This is a genomic window from Chthonomonas sp. (assembly GCA_016788115.1).
In the GTDB taxonomy this organism is placed as follows: Bacteria; Armatimonadota; Fimbriimonadia; order Fimbriimonadales; family Fimbriimonadaceae; genus UBA2391.
Genome location: JAEURR010000003.1, coordinates 302,539 through 319,749, shown reverse-complemented (window position 1 = coordinate 319,749; position 17,211 = coordinate 302,539). Strand labels below are relative to the sequence as shown.

The window sequence follows — 17,211 nt, the reverse complement described above, 5'->3', positions numbered from 1 at the left end:
GCCAGATTACATGGTTGGAGCCGGATGGATCTCGGTGCCCCGCTCGACTGCACTCAGTACCCAGCTTCGGGCGCGCATTCCGTGCGCGGCGAAAGCCGACTGCATGGCCTGGCCGATCTCGGCGTGACGGTCTGCGCTGAACGCGAGCAGTCCTGGGCCCGCGCCGCTGAGGACACACGCGATTGCGCCTGCCTGAAGCGCCGCGTTGCGCACCTCGGTCGCCCCGGGAATGAGCGGGATTCGGTAGGGCTCGTGGATACGATCGGCGACGCCGAGGGCGAGCAGGGCATTGTCGCCGGTGCGGAGCGCTTCGAGCACCAGCACCGCGTGACCGATGTTGAAGACGGCATCGGCCTTGGAGTACTGCGTTGGTAGCGCGGCACGGGCATCGACGGTGAGGAACTTGTAGTCGGGCACGCAGACCACGACCTTGAGCGGCGAGAACTCAACCCGGCGCACGACGGCCGAGCCGTTTGGCACGACCAAAATGAGTCCCCCGAGCAGTGCAGGAGCGACGTTGTCGCCATGGCCCTCAAGCTTGATGGCCCGTTCGAGCACGCGCTGCATGTTCTCCGTGCTCTGCACGGTTTCGAGCACCTTCTGGGCATCTCCGCGGTGGAGCGCATGCGCGGCGAGCGCGCTGGCAAAAATGAGACCCGCAAGGACGGCGGTCGAACTCGAGCCCATACCGCTTCCGGCAGGTACGTCGTTGTGGCAGCGAATGAGAATGCCGGTATCGGTCGGAAGCATGCCCGGCCAAGTTTCGTCGATCATGGTCCGCGCGACCAGGTGCGTCGCGTCAGTGGGAAGGGTGGTCGCGCCTTCGCCGACGGTCTCTACGCGCACCGATCCCGGCGCGCCTGACAGGTGCAACGAGAAGGTGTTCCAAAGGTCGAGCGCCAAGCCCATGCAGTCGAAGCCAGGTCCGAGGTTAGCGGTGGTTGCGGGGATTCGGACTTGTATCATTCGATCACGTTCATGAGCGCATCCAACGTCGGTTCGATGGCTTGCGGGAGTTTGGCGTCGCGGAGGGCCGAGTCGGGGTCTTTCAACCCGTGCCCAGTGAGGACGCAAACGATGCGCCGCCCCTCGACTTCGATTTTGCCGTGCTGAAGCGATTTCCTCAGGGCCGCGACGCCTGCCGCGGACGATGGCTCGCAGAAGATGCCGTCCGCCGCTGCGAGACAATGGTACGTCGCAAGGATCTCGTCGTCGGTGACGGACCAGATCTGGCCCGCCGATTCGCGGAGTGCCCACAGTGCCTGGCACCAGCGCGCTGGGTGGCCGATCCGGATGGCGGTCGCCAGCGTTTCCGGCTCGTCCACTGCCGCGTTTGCCAGCAGAGGCGCAGATCCGGCCGCTTGGCCGCCCAAGAGTCGGGGTGCCGACGCCGCATGGCCATCGGCGAGCGCCTCGCGAAATCCAAGCCAGTAGCTGCTGATGTTGCCCGCGTTGCCGACCGGCAAACAAAGCCAATCGGGAGCGTTTCCGAGCGCATCCACGATCTCAAATGCCGCGGTCTTCTGCCCCTGGAGCCGCGCGGGATTGACGGAGTTGACGAGCGCGATCGGCGTCCGCTCACTGACGTCGCGCACCATGCGCAGGCCATCGTCAAACGAACCACGAATCTGCACCACTTGCGCGCCGTAGGCCATCGAACCCGCGAGCTTTCCCATCGCGATCTTGCCATCGGGAACGAGAACGATGCACTTCATGCCCGCTCGAGCCGCGTAGGCAGCGGCGCTGGCGGCGGTGTTCCCGGTGCTCGCGCAGATGACGGTCTCTGCGCCGTCGTGCTTCGCCTGGGTCATAGCGGCGGTCATGCCGCGATCCTTGAACGACCCGGTGGGATTCAGCCCTTCGTACTTGATGAAGAGTTCCGCTCCGGGGCAGGCCCATTCCGCGACCCGTGGAACCGGTACGAGCGGGGTATTGCCCTCCAGCAGAGTGACGGGCTCCCCTTCAACCGTGAGCCGAGATCGGTAATGCGCGACAACGCCGGACCAGTGCATAGACACTCTATTGTAGGCGTTCGCCGGTTCGCGGGTTACCTTCAGAGTGGTCTTGTAAGAACTTTGTGCGAGCGAGCGCACCGACGAGGAACATCTCGTCGATTGGCGGGTTGACCAGGCTCAGCAACGAAGGTCCGGTCTTGCTACGGGTGAGGGCCACCAGAGCTGCATGCTCCTCTCCGTGGTTGTAGTGCCCCAGCGCGGCTCTCAGCGCGCGGTCGGATTTGGCCAACGGACCGAGCATTTCGAGAAGTGCGGCGTCCCGGGCCATTCCATCGAGCAGGAGGAGTCGGTAGAGGGGTCCCTCGACTCCAAACACGTGACTGATCCCCATGAGGCAGCGCCGCCGGGTGATGACCGAACCGCATTCGGAAGTGGTCTGCACAATGAGGGGAAGATGTTCCTCGCCACCCACGCATGCGAGGGCGTAGGCAAGTTCGCTGCACGCTTCGTCGTCATAGGTCTTGAGCGACTGCACCAGGTTGTGGGTCGCCTTGCGAATCCCGAGGGCCACGACGGCTTCGGCGGCGGCGATGCGCACGCTGGGAATTCGCGCGAGACACGCCTGGATGATCGCGTCACTCCCGTGCGCGGAGTTCAACCGGCGAAGCGCTTGCAGAGCTGCGCGCTGTAGGTCGAAGTCTTCTTCTTGGCTGGCTGCCTGTGCCAGGGCACGTTCGGCCGCGTCGCCGCCGATGCGTCCCAGTGCGTGTGCGGTGGCGCGGCGGATCTGAGATCGTGGTGAAATCAGATATCGCGAGAGCAACTCGACGCTCCGGGAATCACCCAACACTCCCAACGCTTCGATCGTCTCTTCTTCGACAAGGTCGGCGTGGTCTTCGAGTTGATGGTGCAACGCCTGTGCGGCACGCTCATCACCCAGCGATGCGAGTGCCTGGGCCGCTTGCCGACGCAAGTGCGGGGTCGGGTCGTGGAGAGACTTCAACAGGTCGTCGAGTGCCAAGGTCAGCCGGTGCTTGCCGACGTTCTCGATGGCAATGGACCGCTCTTCGATGTCCACGCTGGTCGAAAGCTGCCGGAGTTCGCGCATCCGTTTCGGGTTGGCGCGGGTGATTTCGCGAAGTGTTTGGCGCAGCGAGGTCGATCCGTACTCCTTGACTGGGATCAAGAACAAGATCGAGAGCAATCGCAGTCCGGTGGTAATCCCCAGCACGGCCATGTAGGCGCTGCCTGCTCCCATGGGCGCGCGCAACCAACTCATCACGTAGCTGCCCAGGATCGGCGAGACGCCCGCCGTGATCATGATCAGGCTCTGGCCCGCCGCAATATAGTTCGCCCGCTCCTCTGGCTTCGCCGAGGCGATCACGAGGTTGAGCTGGACCGCGCCGACGCCACCCCAAATCATGCCGCTGAAAACGTGACCCGGGATGAGGATGAGACTATTCAGCAGCAGACTGTCGGGCTGCGTAAAGAACCAGCACACGGGCGACAAGACGATGCCGATGGTCAAGATCGCGAGCACCGGCTTGTTGCCGTATTTGTCGGCGAAGAACCCCCACCAGCGCGCCATGATGAGTTGGCCTACGGCGTGCCCAAGCCCGCACAACTGGAGCACCGTGATCGGGAGTTTTAGGACTTCGATGCTGAAGGCAACGAGCAGTCCACCCATGAACGCCTGCCCAAAGACGAAGAAGAACAGGAAGAGGATGACCCGGCGGAAGAGCGGGTCGCGGTAAGGCAATGCGATGCTGTGCATCGCCGATTTGAACTGCACGGGCTGAGGATTTTCACGCACTCGGTCCTGCATCCGCGTGAAGAAGATCCAACTGATGAACGCGCAAAGCGCTCCAAGCCCGAAGACGATCGAGTAACCGAGATTCTGTTGCGAGCCCTTTTCGAAGTGGTCGATCACGAGGCCGCCGACCACGCCGACAAGCGCGCCGACGAGCGCCGCGAGCGCTCCGCGACGCCCGTAGAACCACGCGCGCGAGGTGGGCGGAATGATCTCGGCGAGCCAGTCGTTGTAAATCGGATCGACGGTCTGGCTGCTCATCCACGCGAGCGCGAGGACGGCCAAGATGAGCCCAATCCGGACCTCGTTGGGCCACGGAAGCAGCGGCAGGCCGATCAGAACGAGGTAGAAGAGCCGCCAAAGTCCGCCGCCTACCTGCACGAACTTCTTGAACGAGGCGAAGCTGCGACCCCACAGCGCACCTGGGATCTGCATCAGACCAAGGAGGGAGGGGAGCGCGCTGACGATGCCGATGATATGGTCATCCCCGCCGAGGTGCTTGATGAACCCAACCAGGAACGCGCCGCCGACGAGGGTCATGAATGCGGTCGCAAACGCGACGTCGATCATGACCATGCGGAGCGTCTTGAGGTCGTCCAGACGGTTGGGGGCTGATTGCATCAGACCCCTTCATTGTGCATCGAACCTGTCGATGATCGTTGAAAACTAGGTCGTCTTTGGTCGCAGGGCGAGTTCAAACACCTCGGCCAGAGTCCGGACCGGGTGCATGCACATTTGATCTCGGACCTCCACCGGGAGTTCATCGAGATCGGCCATGTTATCCGCGGGTAGCACCATATCACGGATGCCAGCCCGGTGAGCGGCAAGCGCCTTCTCCCGAACGCCGCCGACAGGAAGTACGTTTCCGCGTAGGGTGATCTCGCCGGTCATCGCGAGGTCCCGCCGAACTGGGCGTCCGGTCGCCGCCGAGGCAAGCGCGGTTGCAATGGTCACGCCCGCGCTCGGGCCGTCTTTTGGGATCGCTCCTTCGGGCACGTGGATGTGGACATCGTGCCGGAACGGGCCGTAGATGTCGGGATGCGCCCGGATGTAGCTGACCGCCGCCATTGCCGATTCCTTCATCACTTGGCCCAAGTTTCCGGTGAGCATCAGGTTGGGTTGCTCGGCCAGGCTTGGCATTAGGTTGACTTCGATGCTGAGCGTGTCACCACCAAACTCCGTGAATGCAAGCCCCGTCGCGGTACCCACTTCGTCTTGCGCCCCTGCTTGACCGTAGCGGTAGCGCGACCGTCCGAGGAATTCGCTCAGGTTGTCCGCATCGACAGTGACTTCCCGGACTGCACCCTCGGCGAGGCGTCTGGCAGATTTGCGACAGACGGTCGCGATCTCGCGCTCCAACGAGCGCACGCCCGCCTCACGGGTGTAGTGGCGAACGATGGTCTGGAGTGCATCGTCTTGGATTGTCAACTGCTTGCCGCGGATGCCGTGTTCCTGACTCTTCTTGGGCACCAGGTAGCTCCGTGCGATGTGGAGTTTTTCGGCCTCGGTGTAGCTAGGGAAGTGGATGATCTCCATGCGGTCGCGCAATGGGGCCGGAATGCTCTCCACGACGTTGGCGGTCATGATGAACATCACCGCGCTGAGGTCAAAGGGAAGCTCAACGTAGTGGTCCGTGAATCCGGAATTCTGCTCGGGATCGAGCACTTCCAGCAGGGCGCTCGTGGGGTCGCCGCGCATGTCCATGCCCATCTTGTCGATCTCATCGAGCATGAAGACCGGGTTTCGACTGCCGCACGTGTGGATGCCGTGGATGAGGCGGCCGGGCATAGAACCGATGTAGGTTCTGCGATGGCCGCGCAACTCGGCTTCGTCCCGAACTCCGCCGAGCGACAGACGCACGAACTTTCGGCCCAGCGCCTCGGCGATGCTGCGCCCCAGGCTCGTCTTGCCGACCCCGGGCGGCCCAGCGAAGCACAGAATCGGTCCGCGCAACGACTGGCTCAGTTGGCGCACAGCGAGAAAGTCGAGAATCCGATCCTTCACTCGTTGCAGACCATAGTGATCACGGTCCAGGATCTTGCTCGCTTCGTGAATGTCCAGGCGGTCTTCGGTCGTGATCGACCAGGGTAGATCGCACAGCCACTCCAGATACGTTCGGATGACCATGTTCTCTGGCGAGTTGGAAGCGGCGCGGTCCAGCCGGCGAAGTTCTGCAGAGGCCTTGTCCCGGACGGCGTCGGGCATCTTCGCTGCCTCGATTCGGACCTTGAGCTCTTGGCCTTCGGGGCTCAGTTCGGTGTCGCCGCTGAGTTCGTTCTGAATCGCCCGAAGCTGCTCTCGCAGGAAATACTCGCGCTGAGAGTTGCCGAGCTCTCGTTCCACCTTCGATCGCAAGTCGCTCTGGAGTTGGAGGACTTGTCGTTCACTGGCGAGGAGCTTGATGACCCGCTCAATGCGCTCAATCGGTGCGATCATCTCCAGCACCTGCTGTTTGACCGCGGGCTTTAACACAAGCTGGTTGACGATGTTGTCGGCGAGTTCACCGGCATCGTCGATGACCGGCAACAGTTCCAGCGCCTCGGTGGGGACCATGCGCCCGAGACTCGCGACGTCTTGGAAAAGCTCAATCGCCTCGCGTTTGAGGGCCTCGACCGAAGGGCCTTGGGCCGGGATCGCTTCGAGTGGGCTGCATTCGGCGACGAAATAACCCGAACGTGAATTCAGTCGCTGCACTCGGCAACGCGACAGGCCGCGGAGGACCAAGCGTGCGGTGCCGTCGGGCATGGGCAGTACTTGCATGACTTCGCTCAGGGTTCCCAACCGGTGCATGTCTGCAGCGACCGGCTCGTCCACCGTCATCTCTCGCTGACCGAGGACGAGCACAAGCCCTTCGTCCTTGGTCGAGGCGTTCAGCGCGCGGAGAGAGATCTCGCGGCCGACGAGCAACGTGGTCACGATCGCAGGGAAGTGAACGTTATCGCGGACGGGCAACACTGCGACACGCAAGGTGGACGCGGCGACCGCTTGTTTGGGCGAGCGAGATGTGGTTTTGGCCATGCAGGTTAAGGTCCTACGGATTCTGTTCGAGGAAACGAACCGCAATTCCTAGGCCAATTGACAGTTTCTACGACTTTTCGGGGGAACTGAAGGAGCGAAAGGCATCCTGGACACTGTCGTCGGTCTTGAAGACCTGATCGTAGACGAGGTCGATCATGGCAAAGATTTGAAGCAGCCCGGTGAGCCTCTGCCGGAAGCTGGCCACGTCGGCACTCTCTTCGTCCGCGGGTGCCCGCAACAGGCACTCCTGGATCGCGCCCTTGGTCGGATCGAGCTCGCGGCGCTTCCGCTCGCGCACCACGCGGGCGAAAATCTGCCACGGGTCGGCGTCGCTGACGTAGGTGTCCTTGCGGTCTCCGGGTCGTCGAAAGCGCTGGACCACGCCCCACTCCATCAGGTCGCGCAGGCTCATGCTTGCGTTGCCCCGGCTGATTCCGAGCCGCGCGATGATTTCGTCCATGCTGTGCGGGCGGCCAGTGGCGATGAGAAGCGCATGGATCTGCGCCATGGTGCGGTTGATGCCCCAGCTGGAACTCATGCGACCCCACTCCAAGATGAACTGATCTTGGGCCTCTCGCAGCCTCTTCTCGATCGGGTTCTCGCTGGGGTTGGACATGGCACTAAGTGTATCTCAGGGTCCGGTTTCTACTCGTGTCCTGATGATGATGCGTTGAAGCGCCGATAAGTCCAATACAGAGTCTTGCCCTGAGGCTTCACTATGGCAATAGATTTCCTTCAGTACATCGGGACGCGTGCGCGATGCCAGCGCATCGAGGACGCTCGGCTGCTTCGTGGTTGGGTCGTCGAGTTCGACCAGCAGTTGATTGTGTTGCGTTTTGACGCGGATCGACAGCTTGCGGTGGGCGAGCGAGTTGCGTTTGAGCTACAAGGTAGCTCCAACAACGTCTTTGCCATCGGCGAGGTCGAATCTCTGGAGGACGATCTTGTCCGGTTTAAGCTGACCTCAAACCTTCGTTTGACGTCACCCACCGAGTCAGTGAGGTTTCAGGCCACTCGGTTTGGCATTTTCTGCGATCTGACCCACGGCGACCAGAAGTACGACATGGACGTCCAAGACATTTCGTCCTCAGGAGTAGGCTTGGTCGGGTTGTTGAACATCGAGCGCGGCACCGTGGTGGACATCGCCGTACACTCCGCGCACGGCACAGTCACAGGCAAGGGCGAAGTGCGCTACTGCAAGCCCGAAGATAGCCACGGACGATTTCGGCTGGGCATCAAGCTGCACATCGAGGACCGCATCAGCCGCGGTCGCTGGCTAAGGCTATTCCCGAACGCGGCTTAGCCGCCTGCGATTCGCTTCGCCTCAACCTCATTTTTCTCGATGAAGTTCTTCCATTGAGGCGGCACGTCGGTGTCGACGAAGATGGCGGTAACGGGGCACTCGGGCTCGCACAGACCACAGTCGATACACTGGTCCGGGTGAATCACCACCTGATCGTCGATCTCATAAATGCAGTCCACCGGGCAGACCGTCAGACAGGACTTATCTTTTACACCAATGCAGGGTTCGGCTACAACGTAGGGCATGAAACTGGTTTCCTGGGGAAGAAGCTCCCGTCCCCGTATTTTAGCCGATGCTTCACGATCGTGGGGGGACCACCCTAGTGAATCTTAGGGCTTTCAGCGCAAACTCGGCTCGCGCGTTGCACCGACCGCGCTGATCAGACGTATTGAAACTATAACACGGAGTAAACTATCCCTATGGCAATCACTTTGACCCCCCGAGCAGCCAACGAGCTGAAGGACCTGATGCAGAGCCAGCAGAAGAACGATGCTGCCTTGCGCGTTTGGGTCGCAGGCGGCGGTTGCTCCGGACTCTCGTATGGCATGGCGATCGATGACAACGAACCCGAGCAGGGCGACCAGATCTTCCAGCAAGACGGCGTGAAAATCGTGATCGATCCGATGAGCCTGCACTACATGGAGGGTTCCGAAGTCGATTACGTCGAGGACGCCATGGGAGGCGGGTTCAAGATCGAGAACCCGAATGCGACGCAGTCGTGCGGCTGTGGCTCCAGCTTCGCCACCGGCGAAGAGGGTGGTCCGGGAGCAGGCGGCGGCGGATGCGGTGGCTGCGGCTGTAGCAAATAAGCCAACACCAGGCGCAAAAAGAGGGCCCAGGAGTTCGCTTCTGGGACCTTTTGATTTTGGAGGATGATTTAGCTGGCGAGTAGCTTGTCGCCCTGTTTGGCGAAAGCGTCGTGGATATAGTGGACCAAGCGCATCCGCTGCTCGGAGTGGCCCGGTAAGAAGCGGACACCGACCGAATGGAGCCCAGTATGCGGGATCTTGGCGCAGTACCGTACTTCCACGGCGGTCGTGATCGGGTTCTCGTAACCTTGTCCGATCTGCATGAGGAATTCGTCGCCCGATTCTAGCGGGACGCGCGTGCGGAGTTGCAGTCCACCGAGACTGATGTCCACGATAATCGCAGGAAGCGGCTCATCAAGCCCACTCGACATAAGGAGTGCGTACTCCAGTGTGTCGAATCGACTAAACCTTCTGCCGTCGTCAGTGTTCTGTGCCATGAATTTCTGCTCCCACCTTTTCGATCTGCAACACGTTGATCTGTGAAAGTGCCTATCGTGAATAGTGGTCTGTTGAGGCCAAAACTGGAGGGTTCAAACCCTGTCAGAGATGGCGGTTTTCAAAGCAAGCCGGTCAAAAGACGGCGCCCCTGCGGAGATCGTTCCGCAGGGGCCCTTTGAATGTGCAGGTATGGCTACCGGGTTACTTCTTTTCCGTGATCAACACGTGGTTCGTCGCCTTGTCGAACTCGATGTTCACGTTCAGTGCGTCGGAGAAGAAGCTGAGCGGGACGATCGTTCGGCTGTGATCGATGAAAGCACGTCGCTCCATCTGAACCGTTCGACCGTTGACCTTGGCGTCGGCGCGACCGATCTGCAGATCGACCGAACTCGACTTTGACTTGGCCGAGACTCTCTTCTGGGTGTTGTCCCACTTGACCTTGCCGCCTGCGTGCTCAAAGAGATGACGGAACGGCGTGAGCGCGACTCCATCCTCAACTCGCGGCATGACGTCGAAGGCGACGAGGCTGTTGTTCAGAGAGATGTTGAAGCTGGTCAGGTTCGGCAGTCGCGTCCCTTTGCCGAGCGTGAGTCGCGTGGCGTTCGTGGTCGCTGTCTGAATCGGGGCGACTGCGGCCGGCTTGACGACCGGCTTGCTTACCGTCGGCTTCACGACTGCTGGCTTTGTGACTGTCGGCTTTGCGGCGGGCGTCACAACTGGCTTCTGAGGGGCCGTTACCGTCGGTTTGGTGACGACCCGTGCTCCGGTCGGCATCATGAGTCGCTGATCGGCTTGAACCGAAGGGAGCGCCGTCGTGCGCTTCATCCCCGACGACTTGCCGATGCTTGCGGAAATCGTGGTGGAGCTAAGGCTCACGGGGAGCGGAGCCTTGACTGCGACCGTCGGCAGCGGTTTGGCCACCGGCTTTGTAACTTCGGGCTTGGGTGCCGTCGTCGGGGTGCTGGTCACGCGCTCGGTGCGACCACCGGGGTTGTTCACGTAAACCTTCACCTTGCGGGTCTTGAAGGTGTTGTTGTTTTCGTCTACCACCCAAGCCTGGACTTCGTGCCAACCGTTGGTCATGCCGGTCGTGTCCCAAATGTAGCTGTAGGGTGGGAAGTTCTTCAGCGCCTTCCACTGCTCGTCAACGAAGAAGCTGACGTACATTTCGCGGAAGTCGCGGTTGACGCCGAGTTTGATCTCGATGGCGCCTCGAACGGTCTCGCCCTGCTTGACGCCCTGGAGTTGGACGGCGCTGTGGTTCTCACCCTCGGCTTGCAGCGTCGAAGTCTGCGTGCCCAGGAGCCGTCCTTCGGCATCGTAGATGAGGACTTCGAGCTTGTTGTCGCCGTCGGTGAGGGACGTGACGTCGATGGAGAAGTTCGTCTCGCCTTCGGTGGAGTTGCCCGTGAGCTTGCGCGTACTGATACTTGCGCCGTTCAGCTTCAGCTCAATCATGGCGGCCCGCATCTTCGTGTACCGAATCGTAATCGATGGGCTGTTGACAGCCTTGTCGATGTTTATCTCCTGAACGGCCATTCCAGTGCAACTGACTGCCAGGGCAATCAGTACCGGCAAACTCTTCTTGAAAGCGATATTCATGGGTAACACCTTGGGCAGACCCCTCTCTCTCGTGGTCCGCTGTTCGCGATGGGTCCATTGTCCCACCTTTGAGGAGCAATGTCAAGGCGAAGACGTCGCAGTTCGTGGCGATGGTTCACCCGGGTACTTTCACAGGGTGGATTCCCCAAGCGCGCTGGATGCGTTCCTCCAAAACTCGCGTGAGACGCGGACTGCTCAGGCGGTGCACGCGCCCGGCGGCTCCATGCGGTGGCAGGTTCAGAACTCGTTCTGGCAAGGGGTCCCTTGGGAGTGCGCGTTGCATCTGCACGTCCCGAACCATGCGCGTCGAACCGATGTCTGTGTGCTCGAGATCACCGGCGGACCGCCCAACGGGGTGGATCTGGCGCGAGCCGGGCTTATGGCGTCTAGCATCGGCGTCCCGGTTGCAGTGCTCTTTGACATCCCAAATCAGCCGCTCTGGGAGATGCGCGAAGACGACCTCATCGCGCACACGTTCCGGATGCGCCTGGAGACGGGAGACCCCTCGTGGCCGCTGCTGTTCCCGATGGTCGATGCTGCCCATGGAGCGATGGATCTGCTGGAGCACCAGGGATTCGAATCGTTCGTGGTGACCGGAGCAAGCAAGCGTGGCTGGACGGCGTGGCTCACCGGGATCACCGCTGCGCAGCGAACGTGCGGGCTGGCACCGCGGGTCTTCGACAACCTCGACATGATGCGTCAGATGCCCGCACAGCTGGAGGCGTGGGGCACTTACAGCCCGAAAATCGATGACTATACTCGGCGCGAACTGCAAGAAACGGTGAGTACCGAAGAGGGGCGACAGCTCGTGCGCGACGTGGACCCGTACTTTGGTCTATCGCGAGTTCAATGCCCAGTCATGCTCTTTCACGGGTCCAATGACGCGTACTGGACGGTCGACGCCGCGAGGCACTACTGGGACACCATTCCCGGTCAGCCGAGAGTGCTTACCTACCCGAACGAAGATCACGGAGTTGGCGATCGAGCCTGGGACATTCCCGGTCTAACCGGGTTCCTCGATGGTGTGACCGGTGGGTTTGAACTCCCGTCTTTCGATGCAGGGATGGACGGACAGTGGAGATCGTCCCAGCCCGCACAGGTTCAGTGCTGGCGCGCAGAAGGACCGAACAACTGGTTCGCCGACTCGACTTGGACCGTAGTGGATCAGCAGAGCGGTACTTCTGGCGCATTTGAGTATCGCCCCGGCTCCGACCCAGTGGCCTACCTCTTGGTCGCGCAGTTTGAGCGGTGCCTACTCGGTTCGATCCCGTGCGTCATCCGACCGGCTTAGGGCCGGTTTCGGCGACGATGACGCTAGCGATGCCGCCGCGCACGGCGAATCGTCCGGTCACGCGCATCCACCGGGGGTTGCAGCATCCCGAGAGCTCTTCCAGGAGTTGGTTCGTCACCGCCTCATAGAAAATCCCTTTGTCGCGGAACGAAAAGTAGTAGTACTTCAGCGACTTCAATTCGATGCACGTGTCGCCGGGGATGTAATCCAGGTCGATCGTCGCAAAGTCGGGCATCCCGGTCTTAGGACAAACGCTTGTGAACTCGGGGAAACTATGGGTGATGGTGTACGCGCGGTGGGGCGCAGGGTTTGGAAACGTCTCGAGTATCTGGCTCATGGGGTGGCTTTGGGGTTAGAGTACCAGCGATGAACCTTGCGAGCCACGTGATCATGCGCCGACCGACGGGCTTCAAGTTCGATCCCGCGACCTCCGCTTCGAACTCGTTTCAGCATCCTCCCGCGGTGCCCGACGCTGAAGTGCGAGCGATGGCGTGCGCAGAGTTTGACGGAGCGGTGCAACTGCTCCGAGCAGCAGGGGTTCGGGTGACGGTGTTGGACGATCCTGCAGAAGTAGCCCAGCCGAACGCGGTTTTCCCCAACAACTGGATCAGCTTCCACGCGGGCGGGCAGGCGTGCCTGTATCCCATGGCGACCGAGAGCCGTCGTCGGGAACGATTGCCTGCGTTGCTGGAGGCTTTTGGCCCTCGTGAGACCTTCGATCTGACCCCCGCCGAAGAGTCAGGGAAGTCCCTGGAGGGGACGGGGAGCTTAGTCCTTGATCGGGCCCAACGGACGGCGTACGCCGCGCTCTCACCACGGACGGATGCCGACCTTGCGCGACGCTGGGCAGCGCACATGGGATTCGATTTGACTTTGTTCGAGACCCTCGGACCGGGCGACCTCCCCATCTACCACACCAACGTGATGATGGCCATTGGCAGTGGATTCGCCGTGCTGTGCGAGGACGTGATCTCTGACCGCCCCACCGCGAACCGGATTCGCGAACAGTTGACATATAGTGGCAAGCTTGTCGTCACGATCACCGAGGATCAAATGACCCACTTCTGCGGAAATCTGCTCGAATTAGGCGGCGCATCCGGTCCCGTCATCGCGCTCTCAGAGCAAGCATTTGGTGCATTCACGCAGGGACAACGAAAGGCGCTCGCAGAGCACGGAAAGCTGGTGGCACTGAAGATTCCTACCATCGAAGCGATCGGTGGTGGATCGGTCCGATGCATGCTGTGCGAAGTGTTCTAGAGGGGCCATAATCCCCCTAGCATGTCCACGAGCATCACTCTTTCCCGCGATTCGAATCAGGCCCTCGGGCTCGGCCAGTTTGCGATTGACTTCTTGTCCGGCAAGCTCGGCCCCGGCCCCAGTGAGGGGGTGCTGCACCGAGTCATGCTATTCCATACGGATGCGGTCCTCTGCGGCCTCTCCGCACTTGCGCTCGGTACCAACGCACCGACTCTGTTGCGCCGCGAAGCGCTCGACTATCCGGACGCACGGGGCGCGACGGTCTTCGGGTCTAGTGCAAAGGTCAAAGCCGAGAAAGCCGTCGTCGCGAACTCGTCAGCGGTTCGCGAATGGGACAGCAACGGAACGAACTTCGGCTATCGACCCGAGATGGGTCACACCGCCGGAGAATTTGGCCACAACGACTTCTATCCGGTGGTCATTGCCGCATGTCAGCAACGGGGCTTGGATGGCGCGACCGCGCTCCGAGCCATGGTGCTGCTCGACGAGATCCGCGGTCGGCTTGCTGAAGTGTTTAGCCTGAAGACGTACAAGATCGACCACGTCGTCCACGGCGCGATCGCTTCAGCTGCGATCTACGGCGCGCTGATGGGGGCGACGGCAGAGCAGATCGAATCGGCCATCGGCATGGTCGTGGCCCACAGCATTCCATGGCGCGCGATTCGCGCGGGCAAGCAGCTGAGCGACTCGAAGGGCGCGAGCGCGGCCATCTCCACTGAGGCGGCGGTGCTCTTTGCCAAGCGGGCGATGGCGGGCTTTGTTGGGCCGAAGGACATCTTCCGCAATCCGGAGGCGATCTTCCGTTTCTTCGAGCCCACCACAACGGGTGCCGAGCGGTGGAAGGAGCAGGGAGACTGCCCGTTCGACCTCGTCCTGTCCCACTCCGGCGACGACTTCGCGGTCATGGGAATGCACTTTAAGCTCGGTCTGTACGAGCATCAGTCAGCGGGCGCGCTGCAGGGTGCGATCGACTTGGTCGCCAAGAATCCGCACCTTCTGGCGAACGGGGGCGCAGCGATCCAAAAGATCCGCATCGTTGCGTACGAGCCCGCATTCGGCATCATCGGCAACCCGATGAAGCGAAACCCCACCACTCGGCAGAGTGCCGACCACTCGATGGCGTATATCGTCGCCACGCTGCTGCGCAAAGCGTGCGACCACGTAGCTGCCGAAGGGACGTTGCCGTCTGGAGGGGGCGCGAACGACGCGATCTGGAAGGCGCTGATGCTTTCGCCGTACGATTATCAGGTGGCGGACACGGCCATCCACCACCCGCAGACCCGGGCACTCATGGATAAGATCGATTTTGTCCACGGTGGGGCCGAGTACGACGCCAAGTATCCCGAGGGGATCCCCACGTCGATCTCCATCTCCGACGGGGCGCAGGAGTTCGACAGTGGGTTTGTGATGTTCCCCGGCGGGCATGCACGCAATACCACCGCTGACCTCAGCGACATCCTCGACCATAAGTTCCAGTTGCTCGGATCTCTGGCAATCGACTCGGACGCGGACCGCACTGCGTTCCTAACCAAGCTTCAGTCTTTGGGCCGGTGCTCGGCGGAAGACCTCGCGAAGATCTTCGACGTTGCGATCACCGACCGACCCGGTTATGAATGAGCGCAAACCGCTGCTGGTTCTTTACATCGTCCGGCACGGCCAGACGGCGTGGAACCTTGACGGTCGTGCGCAAGGGCACTCCGACATTCCGCTCGACGAAGAGGGATTTCAGCAAGCTCTCCAGGTCGGGATGGCGTTCGAGGAAGTTCCGCTGGGGCTCGTCATCACCAGCGACCTGCAGCGTGCACGGCAAACCGCGGAGCAGATCGCTGGCTCGGCACGAACCTCAATGCGCAGCACGCCCGATCTGCGCGAACGCTCGTTTGGCCGGATGGAAGGGCGTCCATACCAGGAGATTCGCGCTGCGTTCCAACTCTACGAGACCGACCCCGATTGCGATCCGCTTACGACGCGCATTGGCGACGGGGAGTCGCTCGTGGACGTCTGGTACCGTGTCGAGCGGTTCGTCAATGAGCTCGATGAACTCGCCGGACACATCGCCGTCGTCTCACACGGAGGTACATGCGGGGTCTTGCTCGCGCAACTCCTCGGGGGAACCCACGCAACCGCGCGTTCTTTTCGCTTTGGCAACACCGCCATCTCCGAAGTCCATCGGCAGCCTGACGGCCACTGGACGCTGACTCGCTACGCCGACACCGCGCACCTGGAATTGGCCAGCGCCCCCATGATCGATGCGAATCATACAGCAGATCCTAAAGCATAAGGCGGTCCCCACGCTGGTCTCTGCCGCGCTCATGCAACTGGCATTTGCGCCAATGAACCTGTTTCTGCTGGTGTTCGTCGCGTTGGTGCCGTGGTTGCATGCGCTTTCTGATACTGATCGCCGTGGCGCATGGCGGTCGGGGCTGCTGTTCGGGACCGTTTTCTGGCTGGTCCAATGTTGGTGGATCGTTCCGTTCGTCGGTCGTTGGACGGGCTCTGTCGGGATGGCTCTCATCCCGTGGTTGCTCATCCCCCTGCTCGTGGTGTGGTTCTTTGGTCTGCTGGGGATTATGCTCCACGCCTGCATCCAGCGGGATTGGTTGCTCGCGATCCCGCTCGCATGGGGTGGGATCGAAGCGCTTCGCTCGACCTTTCCTGGGTTGGCGTTCCCGTGGGGGCTCCTGGCCAGTCCCCTGACCGGGATTCCGTGGTTGATCCAGAACGCGTCGTACGGCGAAGTGTTCTTTGTGTCCGCGTGGGTGGCGCTCGTGAACGTGATCGTCTGGCAACTGTTCCAACGGCCGGATCGACAGCGCTTGATGACCCCCATCCTTGTCTGTGCCGCCCTCCTGCTTCTGTCGGTCGTGCGGTACTCGCGGGAGGTAGTGGGTGATCGGGTTGTGGTGACTATCGGGCAGCCCGGTGTCGATCTAGCGTTTGGGGATCCCGCCAGTTCGAATGCCAAGGCGCTGCAAGCCGCACGCGAGATCGTCGCGCAGGCGTCGGGGAACGGCAGCCGATTTATTGTGCTGCCGGAGGGGATCGCGGCGCAGGGCGCAGATATTTCGCCAGGCGCAACTGTGCCAGTGCTGTACGGGGGCGTCCGCGAGGAGAGCGGAAAGAGCCACCAAAGCGCATTTGTTCGGCTGCCCAGCGGCGAGGTCCAGTGGGCGGATAAGACGCGGCTGGTCATGTTTGGGGAGTACGTGCCGTTTCGCAGGCAACTGTCGTTCTTGAAGGGTTTCAACTTGCCGAGCGCCGATCTCTCCCCCGGTGCGACGGCTCAGTCCATCGAGATTGCTGGCTTGCGGGGCGGCGCGCTGCTTTGCTTCGAGGGGCTCTTCCCGGACGTGGCTCGCAAGATGGCCGATCAGGGGTCGCGATTCCTGGCCATCATGTCGATCGACGATTGGTATGCCGGTACCCCCGCCATCCCGCAGCTTGCGGACGGCGCGATCTGGCGGAGCATCGAAACCGGATTGCCGACGCTTCGCTCCGCGAGCACTGGCGTGTCGCGGGTCATCGACGCCAAGGGACATGAGATCGTGCGCGCGCCGCTGGGGGCGAACGTGGCGATGCGCGCTGAGGTGGTGATGCCAGCAGGCTCTGACACGTTCCGATTTCGACACTTCTTCGGATGGTTTGGGCTGCTTGTCGGGCTGGGCGCGCTGTTGCTCCCGAAAGAGCGTCCTTAACCTAGTTTGGTAAACTCATAGACTCTGTGTGCG

At 61.5% G+C, this 17,211-nt stretch carries 16 protein-coding genes; 7 read left to right on the top strand and 9 right to left on the bottom strand.

Annotated elements, in window-relative coordinates:
• Window positions 1–6: 6 nt before the first annotated feature.
• From thrB to JNM85_01725, 5 genes are all read right to left on the bottom strand, one after another.
• A complete protein-coding gene (gene thrB, locus JNM85_01745; GenBank protein ID MBL8086777.1) occupies window positions 7–966 on the bottom strand; it encodes a homoserine kinase in 960 nt (319 codons plus the stop codon).
• A complete protein-coding gene (locus JNM85_01740) occupies window positions 963–2,012 on the bottom strand; it encodes a threonine synthase (GenBank protein ID MBL8086776.1) in 1,050 nt (349 codons plus the stop codon). The genes thrB and JNM85_01740 overlap by 4 nt, the downstream gene beginning before the upstream one ends.
• A 7-nt stretch (window positions 2,013–2,019) precedes the next feature.
• A complete protein-coding gene (locus tag JNM85_01735; protein MBL8086775.1) occupies window positions 2,020–4,386 on the bottom strand; it encodes an MFS transporter in 2,367 nt (788 codons plus the stop codon).
• 45 nt (window positions 4,387–4,431) lie between these two features.
• The gene (lon, locus tag JNM85_01730; protein ID MBL8086774.1) at window positions 4,432–6,783 is read right to left on the bottom strand and encodes an endopeptidase La; all 2,352 of its coding nucleotides are present in this window, start codon (window positions 6,781–6,783) and stop codon (window positions 4,432–4,434) included.
• A gap of 67 nt (window positions 6,784–6,850) precedes the next feature.
• Complete coding sequence (locus JNM85_01725) at window positions 6,851–7,399, bottom strand: hypothetical protein (GenBank protein MBL8086773.1); 549 nt, start codon at window positions 7,397–7,399, stop codon at window positions 6,851–6,853.
• Window positions 7,400–7,501: 102 nt separating this feature from the next.
• Here JNM85_01725 and JNM85_01720 point away from each other — a divergent pair, with 102 nt between their 5' ends.
• Window positions 7,502–8,086 carry a PilZ domain-containing protein gene (locus JNM85_01720; GenBank protein MBL8086772.1) on the top strand — a complete coding sequence of 195 codons (585 nt, stop codon included), beginning with the start codon at window positions 7,502–7,504 and terminating at the stop codon, window positions 8,084–8,086.
• Here JNM85_01720 and JNM85_01715 read toward each other — a convergent pair.
• Window positions 8,083–8,331: a 4Fe-4S binding protein gene (locus tag JNM85_01715; GenBank protein MBL8086771.1), complete on the bottom strand. Its 249-nt coding sequence runs from the start codon at window positions 8,329–8,331 to the stop codon at window positions 8,083–8,085. The genes JNM85_01720 and JNM85_01715 overlap by 4 nt on opposite strands.
• 174 nt (window positions 8,332–8,505) lie before the next feature.
• Here JNM85_01715 and erpA point away from each other — a divergent pair, with 174 nt between their 5' ends.
• The gene (gene erpA / locus JNM85_01710; GenBank protein ID MBL8086770.1) at window positions 8,506–8,895 is read left to right on the top strand and encodes an iron-sulfur cluster insertion protein ErpA; all 390 of its coding nucleotides are present in this window, start codon (window positions 8,506–8,508) and stop codon (window positions 8,893–8,895) included.
• A 68-nt stretch (window positions 8,896–8,963) separates the two neighbouring features.
• Here erpA and JNM85_01705 read toward each other — a convergent pair whose 3' ends face one another.
• Entirely contained in the window at window positions 8,964–9,332 is a 369-nt protein-coding gene (locus JNM85_01705; protein MBL8086769.1) for a PilZ domain-containing protein, read from the bottom strand.
• A gap of 202 nt (window positions 9,333–9,534) precedes the next feature.
• Entirely contained in the window at window positions 9,535–10,935 is a 1,401-nt protein-coding gene (locus tag JNM85_01700; GenBank protein ID MBL8086768.1) for a hypothetical protein, read from the bottom strand.
• A gap of 136 nt (window positions 10,936–11,071) precedes the next feature.
• Here JNM85_01700 and JNM85_01695 point away from each other — a divergent pair, with 136 nt between their 5' ends.
• Window positions 11,072–12,226: a hypothetical protein gene (locus JNM85_01695; GenBank protein MBL8086767.1), complete on the top strand. Its 1,155-nt coding sequence runs from the start codon at window positions 11,072–11,074 to the stop codon at window positions 12,224–12,226.
• Here JNM85_01695 and queF read toward each other — a convergent pair.
• Window positions 12,210–12,563, bottom strand: coding sequence for an NADPH-dependent 7-cyano-7-deazaguanine reductase QueF (queF, locus tag JNM85_01690; protein MBL8086766.1), 354 nt, complete (start codon window positions 12,561–12,563; stop codon window positions 12,210–12,212). The two genes, JNM85_01695 and queF, sit on opposite strands and share 17 nt — an antisense overlap.
• Window positions 12,564–12,592: 29 nt before the next feature.
• On the opposite strand from queF, the gene JNM85_01685 reads away from it, so the two are divergent.
• Genes JNM85_01685 through lnt form a run of 4 tightly spaced genes read left to right on the top strand, consistent with a single transcriptional unit; the run spans window position 12,593 to window position 17,178 of the window.
• On the top strand, window positions 12,593–13,483 hold the full coding sequence (locus tag JNM85_01685) for a hypothetical protein (protein ID MBL8086765.1): 891 nt from the start codon (window positions 12,593–12,595) through the stop codon (window positions 13,481–13,483).
• Window positions 13,484–13,504: 21 nt separating this feature from the next.
• A complete protein-coding gene (locus JNM85_01680) occupies window positions 13,505–15,100 on the top strand; it encodes an MmgE/PrpD family protein (GenBank protein ID MBL8086764.1) in 1,596 nt (531 codons plus the stop codon).
• Window positions 15,093–15,764: a histidine phosphatase family protein gene (locus tag JNM85_01675; protein MBL8086763.1), complete on the top strand. Its 672-nt coding sequence runs from the start codon at window positions 15,093–15,095 to the stop codon at window positions 15,762–15,764. The genes JNM85_01680 and JNM85_01675 overlap by 8 nt, the downstream gene beginning before the upstream one ends.
• Window positions 15,733–17,178, top strand: coding sequence for an apolipoprotein N-acyltransferase (lnt, locus tag JNM85_01670; GenBank protein ID MBL8086762.1), 1,446 nt, complete (start codon window positions 15,733–15,735; stop codon window positions 17,176–17,178). The genes JNM85_01675 and lnt overlap by 32 nt, the downstream gene beginning before the upstream one ends.
• Window positions 17,179–17,211: the final 33 nt, after the last annotated feature.